A 17252-nucleotide genomic window follows, 5' to 3' on the forward strand; every position below is an offset into this window, starting at 1 on the left:
TGTATTTTTAGATTAAAAAAGCACTAATCGTGGTGGGTGGTGTGATGATATGTTATAAAATTGTATAAGGATATAATCTTCTGAGCTGTAACCAATAAAAAGCCAGCGTTAATGCGCTGGCTTTAAATTTTTTAGTTGAATCAAACAATAATAAGTTTACGAAAGCATCAATGAATTCGCTTTCGCTTCAAGATGGGAGTTACCCATTAAGTAGCTATCAATCACACGAGCTGATTCTCGACCTTCATTGATGCATCGCACTACTAATGATTGTCCGGTTCGCATATCACCTGCGGCAAATACGCCAGTTTGACTGGTAGCGAAATTCTGAGTGGCAACATTACCGTAATCATCAAGTTTAATATCCAACTGTGCTAATACGCCTGTTGGCTCTGGGTGTAAAAACCCCATCGCTAAAAATGCCATATCACAGGCTATGATGCGTTCGGTTCCGGCTATCTCTTCAAAGTTCGGTCTTTCACCAGGTTTGGCGTCTTGCCATGCAATATCAGCGATCCGTAGCCCTTTGACATTACCGTTACCATCATCAATAAATTCTTTGGTCAGAATATTCCAATAGCGATCACAGCCTTCTTCATGTGAGGTCGAGGTTTTCATGATCATTGGGTATGACGGCCACGGTTGATTGGCTGGGCGTTGCTCTGGTGGTAATGGCATGATTTCGACTTGAGTGATACTTGCCGCGCCATGGCGGTTGGAAGTACCGACACAATCTGAACCAGTATCGCCACCACCAATGACAACGACATGCTTGTTTTGTGCATGTACTTCAGCTGTCTTGAGATCCATATCGTTTGCACGGCGGTTATTTTGGGCTAAAAAGTCCATCGCAAAATGGACGCCATTAAGCTCACGCCCCGGAATAGGTAAATTACGCGGGACAGTTGAACCACCAGTTAGCAAAATAACATCAAATTCTTGGCGTAACTGTTGGGCGTTAATATCGACCCCAATATGAGCATTGACTTCAAATTTCACACCAGCTTGCGCCATCAGGTCAATTTTACGATCAATAATATCCATCCCAAGTTTAAAGTCAGGAATCCCAAATCGCAGTAAGCCTCCCACTTTTTCATCGCGCTCAAACACGGTCACAGTATGACCTGCACTGTTAAGTTGTTCTGCGGCGGATAACCCCGCAGGACCCGAACCGATAATAGCAATGGTTTTTCCTGTACGTGAACGTGGCGTTTTAGGTTTGGCATAACCGTTACGATAAGCAGTTTCAACAATGGTTTTTTCAATATTACAGATGGTGATTGGATCTTGATTTATGCCAAGCACACAACCACTTTCACAAGGGGCTGGGCAGACGCGTCCTGTAAATTCAGGGAAGTTGTTGGTTGAACTTAAAATGTTCCATGCTTCTTCCCAGCTATCGCGATAAACCGCATCATTAAATTCAGGAATAATATTACCAATCGGGCATGCGTTATGGCAAAAAGGTACGCCACAATCCATACAACGTGATGATTGTTCTTGAATTTTGTCACCAAATTCATCGTTAAGGACAAATTCTTTATTATTCTGAATACGAACACTTGGATCTAACTTATTTGGCAGTTCACGGCCAAATTCTAAAAATCCCGTAGGCTTACCCATTGATGGCCTCCAACGTTTCCTTGTTGTGAGCGGCAGCTTGACGCTGTTGTAATACGGCTTTGTAATCCCTTGGCATGACTTTTATCATCTGCTTGAGGTTAGCCTCAAGATTAGATAAGAACAGTTCTGCAACCGTACTACCGGTGAATTCAATATGTTTAGCTAACATCTCAAGTAAAACAGCTTTATCGTCAGCTTCGATTGGATCAATATCAACCAGTTCAGCGTTGAGTTTGGTTTCAAAATCACCAAATTGATCCCATACATAAGCGACACCGCCACTCATGCCCGCAGCAAAGTTACGGCCTGTTTGACCTAAAATAACGGCAACACCACCGGTCATGTATTCACAGCCATGATCGCCAATGCCTTCGACGACCACTTTCGCGCCTGAGTTTCGAACACAGAAACGTTCACCTGCAAGGCCACGAATGTAAGATTCGCCAGAGGTTGCACCGTAGAAACACACGTTACCAACCACAATATTATCTTCAGCAATAATATCGGATTGACGATCAGGGTAGAGAACGAGTGTACCGCCAGAAAGGCCTTTCCCCCAATAATCATTGGCATCGCCTTCGACGGTAAAGTGGACCCCTTTAGCAAGGAAAGCCCCAAAACTTTGCCCCGCAGAGCCGTTAAATTTGACCGTCATCGGCAGTGGTAAACCGTGGTCTTTATAGACTTTTGATATTTCATTAGACAGCATAGTGCCAACACTACGATCGGTATTGATGATCGGCAGTTGTGCGGTAACCGCTTCACCTGTAGTCAGTGCCGGTTGTGCTAATCGAATCAAGGTTCTATCAAGTACGTTTTCTAAACCATGATCTTGCTGACGTTGGTTATAAATACCATCTTCAGCTCGTGGCGGTTGAATGTACAGTACTGGACTAAGATCGAGGTTTTTGTATTTCCAGTGGCCGATATCATCACGCAATTTAAGCTTCTGCGCTTGGCCAACCATTTCATCAATGGTGCGGAAACCGAGTTCAGCCATTACTTCACGTAAGCCTTGAGCCATGTATTGGAAGAAGGTTACTACATCTTCGACGCGGCCATCAAAACGCTCACGTAAGGTTTTATTTTGAGTCGCAATCCCCACTGGGCAGGTGTTTTTATGACACTTACGCATCATGATACAACCTTCAACCACGAGTGCTGCGGTTGCTACGCCCCATTCTTCAGCGCCGAGTAAGGTCGCAATGGCAAGGTCACGCGGCGTTTTCATTTGCCCATCAGACTGCACCACTATTCGGTTACGTAAACCATTTTTAAGCAGTGTTTGATGGGTTTCAGCTAAGCCAAGTTCCCATGGTAAACCCGTGTGACGAATCGATGAAATAGGGGATGCACCGGTACCACCGTCAAAGCCTGCAATTAACACTACATCAGCTTTGGCTTTGGCTACGCCTGAAGCAATGGTTCCAACACCAGCTTCTGAAACCAACTTGACGTTAACACGACCGTCACGGTTAGCATTTTTCAAATCATAGATTAGCTGAGCTAAATCTTCGATTGAGTAAATATCGTGGTGAGGTGGTGGTGAAATAAGGCCGACCCCAGGGGTTGAGTGACGGGTTGCACCAATCCAATCATCGACTTTATCGCCCGGCAGTTGTCCGCCTTCACCCGGTTTTGCACCCTGTGCCATTTTAATTTGCAGTTCAGCGGCATTGGTGAGGTAGTATGAGGTCACTCCAAAACGACCAGACGCTACTTGCTTAATCGCTGAACGCTCCCAATCACCATTGTCTTTTTTATCAAATCGAATCGGATCTTCACCGCCTTCGCCTGAGTTAGATTTCGCGCCAATGCGGTTCATTGCGACCGCTAAGGTTGAGTGCGCTTCATAAGATATCGAACCAAAGCTCATGGCTCCCGTTGCAAAGCGTTTAAGAATATTATCAAGTGACTCAACCTCATCCAGTGCAATTGAAGCGGCTGGATTGTTGACAAAATCTAGCTGGCTACGCAATGTCGCAGCATTGTCACCTTGTTCATCAACAGCTTTGGCATACAACTTAAATTGGTCATAATCTTTGTTGCGGGTTGATTGTTGCAATAATGAAATCGTTTCAGGATTAAACAGGTGTTTTTCACCGCGTTGTTTCCACTGATAGACACCGCCTACATCAAGGATTTGTACTGGAATTTCACGGGTTGGATAACCAACACGGTGACGTACTAAGACCTCTTGGGCAATATCATCAATTGTTAATCCTTGAATACGGGTAACAGTACCGGTGAAGTATTTATCAACCACTGATTTGCTAATACCCAGGGCTTCAAAAATTTGCGCGCCATGGTAAGACTGCAGCGTTGAAATTCCCATTTTAGAGAAGATTTTTAGCAGTCCACCGTTAACCCCTTTACGGTAGTTATCAAATAACGTATCAGTTGGCAGTTCTGGGTCAAGTTTTCGTTTATGTTGTAAATCGACCAGTGTTTCCGTGACCAAATAAGGGTTAATGGCATTAGCACCATAACCAATAAGGGTCGCAAAATGGTGGGTTTCACGGGCATCACCCGTTTCAACTACAATGTCACATTTAGCACGTAAGCCTTTGCGGATTAGGTGATGGTGAACCGCACCCACAGCTAACATCGCGGGGATGGCTGCATGGTTAGAGTTAACTGCGCGGTCGGTTAAAATAATAATTGAGTAACCATCAACCACCGCATCTTCAGAGTATTGACAGATACGTTTTAATGCACGATCAAGTTTGCCTTGTTCGCCGCTGGCTCTGAACACGATATCCAAGGTTTTAGATTGCAGGTGTTCATTATCGATGGCGCGAATTTTTTCTAACTCAGCATTAGATAATACCGGTGATTCGAGCTCAACTTTATGACAATGCTCAGAGGTTTCCGTCAGTAAATTCTGATCTTTACCAAGATAGGTATTGAGTGACATCACCATTCGTTCACGAATAGGATCAATCGGTGGATTGGTTACTTGCGCAAATAACTGCTTAAAGTAATTAGATAAATGTTGTGATTGGTGGGATAGCACCGCTAATGGCCAATCAGCACCCATCGCGCCTAATGGTTCATAACCAGCATTAGCGAGTGGCACAATAATATCGTTGACTTCTTCAGAGCTAACACCAAAGGCTTGTTGATGATGCAGTAACCGCTCAGGGGTTGGCTGGTGGTACATGTTGTCAGCATCAGGTAGTGTTTTTAGTGTTAGTAAATTATCTTTGATCCATTGCTCATATGGCTGTGAGGTCGCGATGCTATCTTTAACTTCTTCATCTGAAATAATACGACCTTGTTCAAGATCGGCAACGAAGATACGCCCAGGTTGTAAGCGGCCACGGAACTGCACATTTTCGGGGGCAATTTTTACTACCCCTGATTCTGATGCCATGATCAGAAAATCATCTTTAGTGACGGTATAGCGTGATGGTCGTAACCCGTTGCGATCTAATGTAGCACCGACTTGTACACCGTCAGTAAAACAGACAGATGCAGGGCCATCCCACGGCTCCATAATATTGGCGTGATACTGATAAAAAGCGCGCCGCTTAGGATCCATGCTGGTGTTTTCTTGCCATGCTTCAGGGATTAACATCATCAGAGCATGCGGTAAACTTCGCCCTGAAAGCACTAATAACTCAAGCGCCATATCAAAATTGGATGAATCTGAACTACCTTCCTGACAAATTGGCAGTAGCATACTAATTTCTTGGTGGCTGAATAAATCAGATTCAAGAATGGCTTCACGGGCCTTCATCCAGTTAAGATTGCCGCGCACGGTATTGATTTCACCGTTGTGGGCAATATAACGGAAAGGTTGCGCTAATCGCCAGCGAGGAAAAGTGTTAGTTGAAAAACGGGAATGCACTAACGCTAAGGCGGTGACCATTGCTGGATTGTGTAAATCAAGGAAGTATTGCGGTACTTGGGCTGTCGTTAACTGGCCTTTATAGACTAAGGTTTTATATGACAGTGAGTTGATGTAGAAGTCATCACCAATATTGGATACGCTTTCTAAACATACACGTACAGTGTAATTACGTAATACGTAAAGCTTACGTTCTAATACGGCGGGATCTAAATTAGCACCACCGGTAATAAAAACATGTTCAAATTGAGGTTCCGTGCTGAGTGGATCCTCACCGATCATTGAATTATCGACCGGAAGTACTCGATAACCAATAATTTCCAGATCGAGACGTTTAGCATTGCGCTCAAGAATATCACGACATTGTTGACGTTTATGTTCGTCTTTGGGAAATAACACTACGCCTACACCATATTGTGCAAAAGCAGGTAATTTAATTCCCAGCTTAACCGTTTCTTCTAATAAAAATTCATGGGGTTTTTGCAATAAGATGCCAGCACCATCGCCACTGCTAGGATCACAGCCTTGACCACCACGGTGCTCCATACGCGCGAGCATATCGAGAGCTTGAGTGACGATCTGGTGAGATTTACGGTTTTTAAGGTGGGCAACAAAGCCGATACCACAGGCATCGTGCTCTAATTCAGGCACATAAAGTCCCTGACTGTTAAGCTCTTGAGCTGTCATAGATACATCCTTTCAGTTACATCAAGCCATATTCCTAAGGCTTGGTTATCCCTAATTTATTTACACAATCAATTTGCATTGAGATGGACTCCTGTCCTGCATCCTTGATGTGTGTTTGTAGTGATGACACCGCATCATTCACAAACTTAATTCTGTTGTATTACGATTATGAATAACAAAACGCGTTATTCTTGCCAAAATAGCCATATAAACCACACTAAAACAGCATGATTTTAGTGTTTTTTTTGTTTATAAATTGCACACAAGTGTAACCATCCTACAATTTTGATACATTAATTACCAATAAAAATTAACATAATTAACGCATAAATTAAGCATTTAAACTGCCTATTATGTGGCGTAAATAAGTCGGTCAAAAGTAACAAAGAACCGACATAGAGCGGTGCTTTTTTGTTTTAGCACAATTTACATCATGGTGATTGATGATATGTTGCGGCTCTTTTGTTTCTTGGTCTGCGTTGACGTAGATTATTCATTGTTTTAAACGCTAGGTAATACCATGCAATTGCATCAACTCGTCAATACTTTCGGGCAAGACCTTCAACATCGTTATGGTGAAAAAGTTCATAAACTGACGTTACACGGTGGTTTTAGTTGCCCTAACCGTGACGGTACTATTGGCCGCGGTGGCTGCACATTTTGTAATGTTGCGTCATTTGCTGACGAAAAAAATCAGTTCGTACCTATTCAACAACAACTTACGGCACGTGCTGGTGAGGTGCATCGCGCGAAGCGTTATTTTGCGTACTTTCAGGCTTATACCAGTACCTATGCTGAAGTTCAAAGTTTGAAAAAGATGTATGAACAGGCATTAATATCGGCTGATATTGTAGGTCTATGTGTGGGTACTCGTCCTGATTGTGTGCCTGATACGGTGTTAGAGTTACTGGCTGGCTATGTAGAACAAGGCTATGAGATTTGGCTTGAGTTGGGTTTACAAACCGCAAATGATAAAACCCTTAAGCGTATTAACCGTGGTCATGATTTTGCTTGTTATGCAGCGATTACTCAACGTGCTCGTGCGCTTGGTATTAAAGTGTGCACCCATTTAATTGTTGGGCTACCCGGAGATACTAAGGCCGATAATTTGATGACCCTAAACAAAGTCGTGGCGGTTGGTGTTGATGGGATTAAATTACATCCGTTGCATATCGTGGAAGGCAGTAAGATGGGACAAGCTTTTAAAGCGGGTCGATTGCAGCCGATTAGTCTTGAACATTATACTGATATTGCTAGCGAGATGATTCGTCTAACGCCTGCAAAAGTGGTTTATCATCGCGTTGCTGCAAGTGCTCGTCGACCAACATTACTGGCACCGATGTGGTGTGAGAATCGCTGGCTAGCCATGACTGATATTGGACGTATTCTTGATAAACAAGGTGCTCAAGGGAGCGCTATCGATGATCCTTTTGTTTATCAATTACCAGCATTACATAATAATGTTTAAATGGAGCCTACGTTAAGTAGGCTTTTTTGTGCGCCACAATAAAACTTTACAGCTTTCGTTTAGGTGCTAGTGGCGAGAGCGATTATTATAAATAGTAGTATTCGCCATGGTGGCGAGGTTGTTTTTCTATTGGTATTCATTGATGAAACAAGTCAAAATTTTAGCCCAGTTTTATGTTGATCTTCTCGTTAAGCTTGGCATTTTCCGTTTTAGTTTATTATTAGCTGCAGCGTTAGTGGCATTAGCATTAGTGGTACAAATTAGTGTGACGCTATTGCTGCAAGGCACTATGCGTGAAGTCGAAATTATACGTTCCGTTACCTTTGGTTTATTTATTACCCCTTGGGCGGTGTATTTTTTATCGGTGGTGGTTGATCAATTAGAAGATTCTCGTCAACGATTATCGCAATTAGTCACCAAGTTAGAGCAAATGCGCGCACGTGACATGGAGTTAAATCAACAATTACAGGCGAATATCTCACAGTTAAACTCTGAAATTGAAGAGCGTGAAAAAGCAGAAGAAGCGCGTGAAGAGGCAATGCAAGACTTAGAAAATGAAGTCTATCAACGTGAAAATGCCCAATTAGCAGTGGCTGAAAAAAGTGCATTATTGAAATCGTTTTTAGATGCATCGCCCGATTTAATTTACTACCGCAATGAGCAAAATCAGTTCTCAGGCTGTAATCGTGCTATGGCTGAATTGGTCGGCAAAAGTGAAAAAGAATTAGTGGGATTAACACCATGGGATGTTTACCCTGCTGAAGTTGCTAAACGTATTCTTAAAACTGACCAAGAATTGTTTGATGATAATACTGCCATGACTGACGAGCAGTGGTTGGATTATCCGAATGGTAGAAAAGCGTTATTTGAATTACGCAAAGTGCCTCTTTATGATCGTAATGGAAAACGTTTAGGCTTGATGGGGTTTGGGCGTGATATTACTGAACGTAAAAAATATGAGAATGCTCAAGAAAAAGCCAGCAGTGATAAAACCGCATTTATTTCGACTATCAGCCATGAATTACGCACCCCACTTAATGGCATTGTCGGATTAAGCCGAATGTTATTAGAAACTAAACTTACAGATGAACAACGTGGTTATTTAAGAACGGTACATGTTAGTGCGATCACTCTGGGTAATATTTTTAATGACATTATTGATTTAGATAAATCAGATCGTCGACGTTTAGAGCTATTACCACAACCATTAGACTTTTATGAGTTTATTGATGAGATAGGTAACATCTCACAATTAATGGCAGAACAAAAAGGACTGCGATTTGATTTAGAGTGCCTTACTCAATTACCTAAAAATATAAAAGTAGACAGTACACGCTTGCGGCAAGTGCTGTGGAATTTAATTGGTAACGCCACTAAATTTACTAAACAAGGTGGAGTGGTGTTGTCTGTAAGTAGTGAAATTCATGAGCACGACGCCAATATTATTTTTGAAATTGAAGACAGTGGCATTGGTATTCAAAAAGCCGAAATAGATAATATTTTTGCGATGTATTATCAAGTTCAACAAGGGGATGATAATTTACATGCGGTCGGAACAGGAATTGGGTTAGCGGTGTCACGGCAATTAATTCAATTAATGGGCGGGGATATTTACGTTGATTCTGAACTGGGTGCGGGCAGTACTTTTACCGTTAAGATTAAAGTGCCATTAATTGAAACCGTAGTAGAAGAGCATGTGGTTAATGAAGTACGCCCTGAAATGACAGGGTTAAGTATTTTCATGGTAGAAGATATTGAGCTGAATATTGTGGTGGCGAAATCATTACTTGAACGGCTAGGGCATGAGGTGACGGTAGCAATGCGTGGTGATCAAGCATTAGCAATGTTTAAGCCTGAAGATTATGATTTAGTGCTATTGGATATTCAACTACCTGATATGACAGGATTTGATATTGCACAAAAGTTACGTCAACAATATCAAGATTTGCCTGCGTTAGTCGCATTAACGGCTAACGTTGTTAATGATAAAACTGAGTATCTAGCAAAAGGTATGGATGAGGTACTTAATAAACCGTTAAGTGTTAAAGCGATTACTCATGTTATTGAAAATCTTGTTTTAAGTTGTAGCCATGAAATAGATGAGAATGACGATAGCCTTGATAGTAGTAATACTGCTCAAACTAATATGATAGATACGTTATTAGATTTAGAGATGCTAACCTCATACGTTGAAATCGTCGGTACCGAGCCGGTATATACCAGTATTGCGATGTTTGAAAAAATGATGCCTGACTATTTGGCTATCTTAGATTCAAATATGACCGCAAAAGATCAAGATGGTATTAAATTTGAAGCACACAAGATCAAAGGTGCTGCGGGCTCTATAGGTCTTAAACATATTCAGCAAGTGGCGCAGATGGCGCAATCACCTGAGTTACCTGCGTGGTGGGAAAATATTAATGACTGGGTGGATGAAATTAAATACAGCTATCAAGATGATATAAATGTATTGAAAACATGGCTAAAGCAGCAGTAATTAATAATAAAAAAGGCACCTAGAAGGTGCCTTTTTATTTCATTACTGGTTTGGAAAAGAGATTACTCTTCGCCTAGATCACCACAAAAACGGTAACCTTCACCGTGAATAGTTGCGATGATCTCTGGTGTATCTGCAACTGATTCAAAGTGCTTACGAATGCGACGAATCGTTACATCAACAGTACGATCATGTGGCTTAAGTTCGCGACCAGTCATTTTCTTTAATAAATCAGCACGTGTTTGAATCTTACCTGGGTTCTCACAGAAGTGCAGTAGAGCACGGAACTCTGAACGTGGTAATTTAAATTGCTCGCCACTTGGGCTTACTAAAGAACGGCTGTTAATTTCCAATGACCAACCATTAAACTCGTAACGCTCAACCAATTTTTTATCTTCAGTTGGAAGACCTTGGTTCATCGCACGAGTTAATAGGTTACGAGCACGAATAGTTAATTCACGTGGGTTGAAAGGTTTTGTGATGTAATCATCAGCACCAATTTCAAGACCTAAAATTTTATCAACTTCGTTATCACGACCGGTTAAGAACATCAGTGCCATATCACCTTGTTCGCGAAGTTCACGAGCAAGTAGAAGGCCGTTCTTTCCTGGAAGATTAATATCCATGATAACTAGATGCACAGGGTTTTCAGAAAGCATCTGGTGCATTTCTGCGCCGTCATTTGCTTCGAATACAGTATAACCCTCTGCTTCAAAAATACTTTTCAGGGTGTTACGTGTTACGTGCTCGTCTTCTACAATCAGAATGTGAGGGGTTTGCATTTTGGCGGTACCTAATATCAGAAACTAAATCTGGTTAATCACAGAATAGTTAAATTCTATAAAAAAAATTCACATATAGGCAAAATGTTTAAATAAACACTTTATTGTTACAACCTATGTGGTACACCATCCTTTCATTCAACATGCATTAGATGTTGAAATCCCCCATAAAGCTTGGGGTGCTGGCTACAATCTCCCTGATAATGCGACAATTGTATTCACTTAACAGCTCGCTAACAATGTGGAGAGCTTATTTGATGTCGATTATTTATATGTTTGTTGATTTATATCAATCAGCGAGAAGAACATTTGTTATATTTCGAGTTTAGTTAACTTTTATATCGGGGTAGATAAAAAGTGTCATGATAGTAATCATAATATACAAAACCCAATACCATTGACTAATATTTAATCTTAATGATAATAAAAAATACAACATATAGTTCATCTTTCTCTAAATATTGTAACAGTATCAGTTAGGGTTGGCACTCATTAAGGTTGATGGATTTTAGTAAAAAAGATCTCATAAATTAATATTGTGGTCATTGTTACGAAATACGGTCAATTTTGCCTGTTTTGTTTATTTAATAGTGATAGGAAAAGGCTAATGAAGGATTTATTACCAGATTTATGTGATTGCTATGCGCAAGATATTCGTTTTTTGCCGTTAATGTTACGTGATTATGGCTGTCATACCCCGTTTTGGGGGCAAATAGTGACCCTACGCTGTTTTGAGGATAACAGTTTAGTGCGTAATTTATTATCAACCGATGGCCGAGGTAAGGTGCTATTTATTGATGGCCATGGTAGTTGTCGACGTGCATTGCTGGGAGATCAGCTGGCGTTATTAGCGATAGAAAATAATTGGCAAGGGGTTATTGTTCATGGTGCGATTCGAGATGTTGCAACCTTGGCACAATTGTCATTAGGTGTGAAAGCGTTAGCGGCATGCCCTATTAAAACGGATAAACGGCAGATGGGAGAACATAATGTCGTGCTCAGTATTGCGGATACGTTAATTTATCCTAATGATTATATTTATGCAGATTTAAATGGCATTATTTTGAGTAGTACTGCGTTAGATGTGAGTGCATTAAAAACTGAATCCTAAGCCGAGCTCAATTATTTTTTCAAGCTCAGCATAATCAACCGTAGCCCGTACATTTACTTTTTGTGAGACGTCGTATTGGCTACTCAGCTCTAATCCTAATGAGGTTTGATTATTAATGGTGTCTGATGTTATGGCACTATTAATACTTATTCGTGGTGATACAGAATATTTAACACCAGAGGTTAATCCACTTGTTGCGGGTTGACGATCGGTACTGGTGGTTAGATGGGTGCTAACATAAAGCTGAGTGTTATCCGTCACTGAATAAGCGTAGCCACTGTCTATCTGCCATATATCAAAACGTTGCTGACGTGATTGTGACGATAAAAACCATCCTGATGTGAGTTTTTTACCCCCATTATAAGTTAGGTTGGTGTCTATCGATGTTGCCGCTTGTGCTGTGACGGGCATGGCTAAAAAAATAAGTACTCCCACAATACTTATATAATATTTGATCATGCTCACTCCTATCACACCGACATTATTTTAAATAGTAGGCCATATTACGAAGAGAGTAAGTGTTATAAGTGATAAATACTCATCAAGTGGCGTATTCATGATCATAGCCACAACTTAGTCGTAATCTCTCCGTTATTACACTCACTAACGACGGTTATTTTTTGGATATTTGAATATGTAGCCGATGACGGGCATGATAAGGAAAAACATCAGGATATAGTTCTTGATTAATATTGTTCTGCAAGTGCTGCCAATAACTGGCTTCAAACAGATCTTGATGTAATTCATTAAACAAATTTTTTACTTTAGGATTGATCAGTAAAAAGGTTCGAAACTCTTCTGGAAAAACATCATTAATCCCAACGCTATACCAAGGTTCGGCGGCCATTTCATCTTCGGGGTAACGCGCTGCCGGAATCTTTCTAAAATTCATTTCACTCATATAAGTAATTTCATCATAGTCATAAAACACCACTCGCTTATGACGCGTTACGCCAAAATTTTTAAATAACATATCTCCAGGGAAAATATTAGCGGCGGCGAGTTGTTTAATCGCATTTCCATATTCATTAACGGCGTGGCGTAAGTCAGCATCATTTGCTGTTTCAATATAAATATTAAATGGAATCATTCGCCGTTCCATATACAGGTGTTCAATTATGATCTCATCATCGGTGAGGGTCACGATAGAAGGGGCGATAGTGAGTAGCTCTTGAATGAGTTCATCGCTGAATCGGTGACGTGGAAAGCTAAAATGACGATATTCTTGTGTATCGGCCATTCTACCGACACGATCATGTTCTTTGACTAATTGATATTTTTGTTTAACAACGTGAGGGCTAATGTCTTTTTGTGGAGCGAATTTATCTTTAATTATTTTAAAAACAAAATCATAAGACGGTAATGTAAACACAGACATTACCATGCCTTTTATTCCAGGAGCGATAATAAATTGGTCGTCAGAGTGTGCTAAATGATCTAAGAATTGGCGATAAAATTCTGTTTTCCCATGCTTTTGGCACCCAATGGCAGTATAAAGCTCAGCCAAATTTTTATTGGGTAACAGTTGAGCTAAAAAGCGCACTAAGGCTGCGGGGGCTGGGCTATAAACCATGAAATAAGAACGAGCAAAACCAAAGATAACGCTAACATCATTGACGTTACAGATACCCGCATCTAATAACAATTGACCATTATGATTGAGTATTGGCAGTACTAAAGGCCGTGATTCACCATTTGAAAAAGTCAGTTTACCGACCAGATAAGCGGCTTTATTACGGTAAAAAGGCTCACGAATTTGTTCTAAGGTTAGGTGTTGATCAAGCCGCTCACCTAACTCAGCTTCTAAGTGGGTCACCAGCAATTGAATATCACGTTGTTTATCATTCCAATCAAGCGTAAAAGGCTGATCATCAAGCATTCTTTCGATCATTACCGCAACGGTTGTTTGAACTCGATAATGACGGGTTAATGAGCTGGGATAGGTAGGTATACGGTGTTGTTGTGAGCTATGAACAAAGATATTATCGCGGTTGATATTACGATGCTTGAAAATACGGCAATACACCGAATTAAAAAAACTTTCGGCAATATCATAACGTGGATAATCAACCAATAAATTCTGATAAGCCTGTTTCACGGCAGTCAGACATATTTGATTTGCGTATTGTCCTCCAAGCATGATCTGAATCTGATTGGTAACTAATTCCACATGATGATCATAAAAACTAATACGGGTTTTTAATGCTTGGTGCACTAGCGTCCATTGCTGGTGTTCAAATCGTTGTTGCGCCTCGGCAGTGACGTCAAGAAAGCGGCCAAACATGGCATCTGAGCCTTGTAAAATAGTATGTGCGATCAGTGACTCCATGGCTGCACTCATCAGTTTATCCTTAATGATGACAATTTTATTCTTTGCTATTTACTATGCAATGCTCTGTAGCTGACTGCAAATATTATTGTTGTTTTTTTGAGCGGTGAAGTGCGTCGTATTGCAGATGTGTACGACGTATGTATTCTGTAATAATTGTAAAAACTTTATTGACTCTATATTACATTTCATGTAATCGTAAGGTAACAGCGTGTAAATAGAAATGACAATTATGACAAATGTACCCCGTATCGTTATCACCACCACCATGATTATTACCATTAACACTACTGGTGTTGATGCGGGCTGATATGCGCAAAATTACAATAAGCCCGCAACTCATTAAGAGCTGCGGGCTTTTTTTTTAAATTTAAATTCATCAGTGTTGAGTAATATTTATCGAGAGATAAATAGTTCAGGATAGTCACTCGGGAGTAGGGAATGCGAGTATTTAAATTTGGCGGATCGTCACTAGCAGATGCAGAACGATTTTTAAGAGCGGCAGATATTATTGCCAGCAATGCCAAGCAAGGCGAAGTTGCGGTGGTGTTATCAGCGCCAGGTAAGGTTACCAACAATTTAGTTGCGGTGATTGAGAGTGCGGTAACAACCGGTGCTGCAGCTCAGCAAATAGCAACATTAGAAACGGTATTTAATGATCTTTTTCATGGTTTAAAAGCACGTGAACCAAAGTTAGATCATCAGACATTAGAGAGCAAATTAGCCACCACGATTGAACAACTACAACAGTATGTTCACGGTATTCGGTTATTAGGATTATGCCCAGATAATGTGTATGCCAAAGTGATCAGTAAAGGTGAGCGGCTATCAATTGTAACCATGAAGTTGCTATTGGAAGCCAAAGGTCAGGCGGCAAGTTTGATTGATCCCGTGCAGTATCTCCATGCCGAAGGTGACTATCTTGAAGCTCATGTTGATATCGAGGTATCAACACAGCACTTCCAAAATAATCCATTACCCGCAGACCACGTTTGTATCATGCCAGGTTTTACTGCCGGTAACGCTCAAGGTGAATTAGTCACTTTAGGCCGTAATGGTTCTGATTATTCAGCCGCCGTTTTAGCTGCTTGTTTGCGCGCGGATTGTTGTGAAATTTGGACAGATGTTGATGGGGTTTATAGTTGTGATCCACGTTTAGTACCAGATGCTCGCCTACTTAAATCATTAAGTTATCAAGAAGCGATGGAGTTATCTTATTTTGGGGCATCAGTATTGCATCCCAAAACCATTGCTCCGATTGCGCAATTTCAAATCCCATGTTTAATTAAAAACAGTTTTAATCCACAAGGGGCTGGCACGCTTATTGGTCAAGATACGGGTGAAGATAAGCTTGATATTAAAGGTATTACAACCTTAAAAGATTTGACCATGGTTAACGTTTCCGGTCCGGGAATGAAAGGCATGGTTGGTATGGCTGCGCGTGTCTTTGGTGCGATGTCAACCGCCGGCGTCTCGGTGGTGTTGATCACGCAATCTTCATCTGAATACAGCATTAGTTTTTGTATTGAAACTCAGGATAAGACGGTAGCTAGAAAAGCATTAATTGCTAGCTTTGAGCTTGAATTAAAAGAAGGTTTATTAGAGCCAGTTGAGTTTAGTGATGATTTATCAATTGTGACGTTGGTTGGTGACGGTATGCGAACCTCACATGGTGTTGCATCGCGTTTCTTTACGGCGTTAGCGGAAGTCGATGTCAACATTGTAGCGATTGCACAAGGGTCATCTGAACGTGCTATCTCTGCGGTTATTCCTCAAAATAAAGTATCAGAAGCGGTTAAAGCGTGTCATGAGAATTTATTTAATAGCCAACATACGTTAGATGTGTTTGTTGTTGGTGTTGGTGGCGTTGGTGGTGAATTAATTGATCAAATTCACCGTCAGCAACAAAAATTAGCGCAAAAAGGGATTGTGATCCGTGTCTGTGGCATGGCGAACAGTAAAGGGTTACTGCTTAACAGTAATGGCTTTATGCTAGATAGCTGGCGTGATCTGATGGGGGCGGTTAATGAACCATTGCAATTACAACGTATGGTTGAGTTAGTCCGTCATAACCATATTATCAACCCCGTGATTGTTGATTGTACGTCAGATCAAACTATTGCCGAGCAATATACCGATTATCTTGCGGCAGGTTTCCACGTTATTACCCCTAATAAGAAAGCCAATACTGCTAGCATGGCGTATTACCAACAATTGCGCCAAGCTGCGCGAGTTGGTCATCGTAAATTCATGTATGACACCACTGTTGGTGCTGGCTTACCTGTGATTGAAAATTTACAAAACTTGCTGGCTGCAGGTGATGAATTAGTACGTTTCTCGGGTATCTTATCTGGCTCTTTATCTTACATCTTCGGTAAGTTAGATGATGGCATGAGTTTCAGTGAAGCGACCACAGTTGCACGTAATAATGGCTTTACTGAGCCTGATGCTCGTGATGATCTCTCTGGTATGGATGTTGCGCGTAAGTTACTGATTTTGGCTCGTGAAGCTGGGTTAGAATTAGAACTTGAAGATGTGGTGGTAGAACAAGCATTACCGCCAGGTTTTGATGCTTCGGGTTCTGTTGATGACTTTATGGCTCGTTTGCCTCAAGCCGATGTCTATTTCTCTGAGCTGGCTGCGACCGCAGCAAAAGAAGACAAAGTATTACGTTATGTGGGTGAGATTGATCATGGTAAGTGTAACGTTAAGATTGTTGCCGTAAACCCTGATGATCCGATGTTTAAAATCAAAGACGGTGAAAATGCATTGGCGTTTTATAGCCGTTACTACCAACCGATTCCTCTCGTCTTACGTGGTTATGGTGCCGGTACGGAAGTGACTGCGGCAGGTGTCTTTGCCGATCTAATGCGTACCTTAGGTTGGAAGCGAGGTATATAAC

Annotated in this window: 9 protein-coding genes and 1 other annotated feature; of the genes, 4 read left to right on the plus strand and 5 right to left on the minus strand. The window is 41.1% G+C overall.

Features of this window, described 5'->3' with window-relative positions; all coding sequences use genetic code 11:
* Window positions 1-156 precede the first annotated feature (156 nt).
* Both C9I86_RS15845 and gltB read right to left on the minus strand, forming a co-directional pair.
* Window positions 157-1623 carry a glutamate synthase subunit beta gene (locus C9I86_RS15845; protein WP_107276898.1) on the minus strand — a complete coding sequence of 489 codons (1467 nt, stop codon included), beginning with the start codon at window positions 1621-1623 and terminating at the stop codon, window positions 157-159.
* The gene (gene gltB, locus C9I86_RS15850) at window positions 1616-6163 is read right to left on the minus strand and encodes a glutamate synthase large subunit (RefSeq protein WP_107276899.1); all 4548 of its coding nucleotides are present in this window, start codon (window positions 6161-6163) and stop codon (window positions 1616-1618) included. The genes C9I86_RS15845 and gltB overlap by 8 nt, the downstream gene beginning before the upstream one ends.
* A 520-nt stretch (window positions 6164-6683) precedes the next feature.
* On the opposite strand from gltB, the gene C9I86_RS15855 reads away from it, so the two are divergent.
* Both C9I86_RS15855 and arcB read left to right on the plus strand, forming a co-directional pair.
* Complete coding sequence (locus C9I86_RS15855; RefSeq protein WP_107276900.1) at window positions 6684-7631, plus strand: TIGR01212 family radical SAM protein; 948 nt, start codon at window positions 6684-6686, stop codon at window positions 7629-7631.
* A 142-nt stretch (window positions 7632-7773) separates the two neighbouring features.
* Window positions 7774-10128 carry an aerobic respiration two-component sensor histidine kinase ArcB gene (arcB, locus tag C9I86_RS15860; protein ID WP_107276901.1) on the plus strand — a complete coding sequence of 785 codons (2355 nt, stop codon included), beginning with the start codon at window positions 7774-7776 and terminating at the stop codon, window positions 10126-10128.
* A 62-nt stretch (window positions 10129-10190) separates the two neighbouring features.
* Here arcB and arcA read toward each other — a convergent pair whose 3' ends face one another.
* Complete coding sequence (arcA, locus tag C9I86_RS15865; RefSeq protein WP_036796042.1) at window positions 10191-10910, minus strand: two-component system response regulator ArcA; 720 nt, start codon at window positions 10908-10910, stop codon at window positions 10191-10193.
* Between the two features lie 607 nt (window positions 10911-11517).
* On the opposite strand from arcA, the gene C9I86_RS15870 reads away from it, so the two are divergent.
* On the plus strand, window positions 11518-12021 hold the full coding sequence (locus C9I86_RS15870) for a putative 4-hydroxy-4-methyl-2-oxoglutarate aldolase (protein ID WP_107276902.1): 504 nt from the start codon (window positions 11518-11520) through the stop codon (window positions 12019-12021).
* Here the strand turns inward: C9I86_RS15870 and C9I86_RS15875 are convergent.
* Window positions 12004-12480, minus strand: coding sequence for a hypothetical protein (locus C9I86_RS15875; protein WP_080158497.1), 477 nt, complete (start codon window positions 12478-12480; stop codon window positions 12004-12006). The two genes, C9I86_RS15870 and C9I86_RS15875, sit on opposite strands and share 18 nt — an antisense overlap.
* A 154-nt stretch (window positions 12481-12634) precedes the next feature.
* Window positions 12635-14362: a bifunctional isocitrate dehydrogenase kinase/phosphatase gene (gene aceK / locus C9I86_RS15880; protein ID WP_080158496.1), complete on the minus strand. Its 1728-nt coding sequence runs from the start codon at window positions 14360-14362 to the stop codon at window positions 12635-12637.
* A 236-nt stretch (window positions 14363-14598) separates the two neighbouring features.
* Window positions 14599-14716 (plus strand) — a sequence feature (Thr leader region).
* Between the two features lie 75 nt (window positions 14717-14791).
* Here aceK and thrA point away from each other — a divergent pair.
* On the plus strand, window positions 14792-17251 hold the full coding sequence (gene thrA / locus C9I86_RS15885) for a bifunctional aspartate kinase/homoserine dehydrogenase I (RefSeq protein WP_107276903.1): 2460 nt from the start codon (window positions 14792-14794) through the stop codon (window positions 17249-17251).
* The last annotated feature ends 1 nt before the right edge of the window (window position 17252 follow it).

Origin of the sequence: Photobacterium sp. NCIMB 13483 (assembly GCF_003025475.1) — a bacterium.
In the GTDB taxonomy this organism is placed as follows: domain Bacteria; phylum Pseudomonadota; class Gammaproteobacteria; order Enterobacterales; family Vibrionaceae; genus Photobacterium; species Photobacterium piscicola.

Bases quoted from the DNA above. Each gene is read 5' to 3' on its own strand.
- arcB (WP_107276901.1), top strand. From the start codon at position 7,774: ATGAAACAAGTCAAAATTTTAGCCCAGTTTTATGTTGATCTTCTCGTT.
- C9I86_RS15870 (WP_107276902.1), top strand. From the start codon at position 11,518: ATGAAGGATTTATTACCAGATTTATGTGATTGCTATGCGCAAGATATT.
- C9I86_RS15845 (WP_107276898.1), bottom strand. From the start codon at position 1,623: ATGGGTAAGCCTACGGGATTTTTAGAATTTGGCCGTGAACTGCCAAAT.
- thrA (WP_107276903.1), top strand. From the start codon at position 14,792: ATGCGAGTATTTAAATTTGGCGGATCGTCACTAGCAGATGCAGAACGA.
- C9I86_RS15875 (WP_080158497.1), bottom strand. From the start codon at position 12,480: ATGATCAAATATTATATAAGTATTGTGGGAGTACTTATTTTTTTAGCC.
- aceK (WP_080158496.1), bottom strand. From the start codon at position 14,362: ATGAGTGCAGCCATGGAGTCACTGATCGCACATACTATTTTACAAGGC.
- arcA (WP_036796042.1), bottom strand. From the start codon at position 10,910: ATGCAAACCCCTCACATTCTGATTGTAGAAGACGAGCACGTAACACGT.
- gltB (WP_107276899.1), bottom strand. From the start codon at position 6,163: ATGACAGCTCAAGAGCTTAACAGTCAGGGACTTTATGTGCCTGAATTA.
- C9I86_RS15855 (WP_107276900.1), top strand. From the start codon at position 6,684: ATGCAATTGCATCAACTCGTCAATACTTTCGGGCAAGACCTTCAACAT.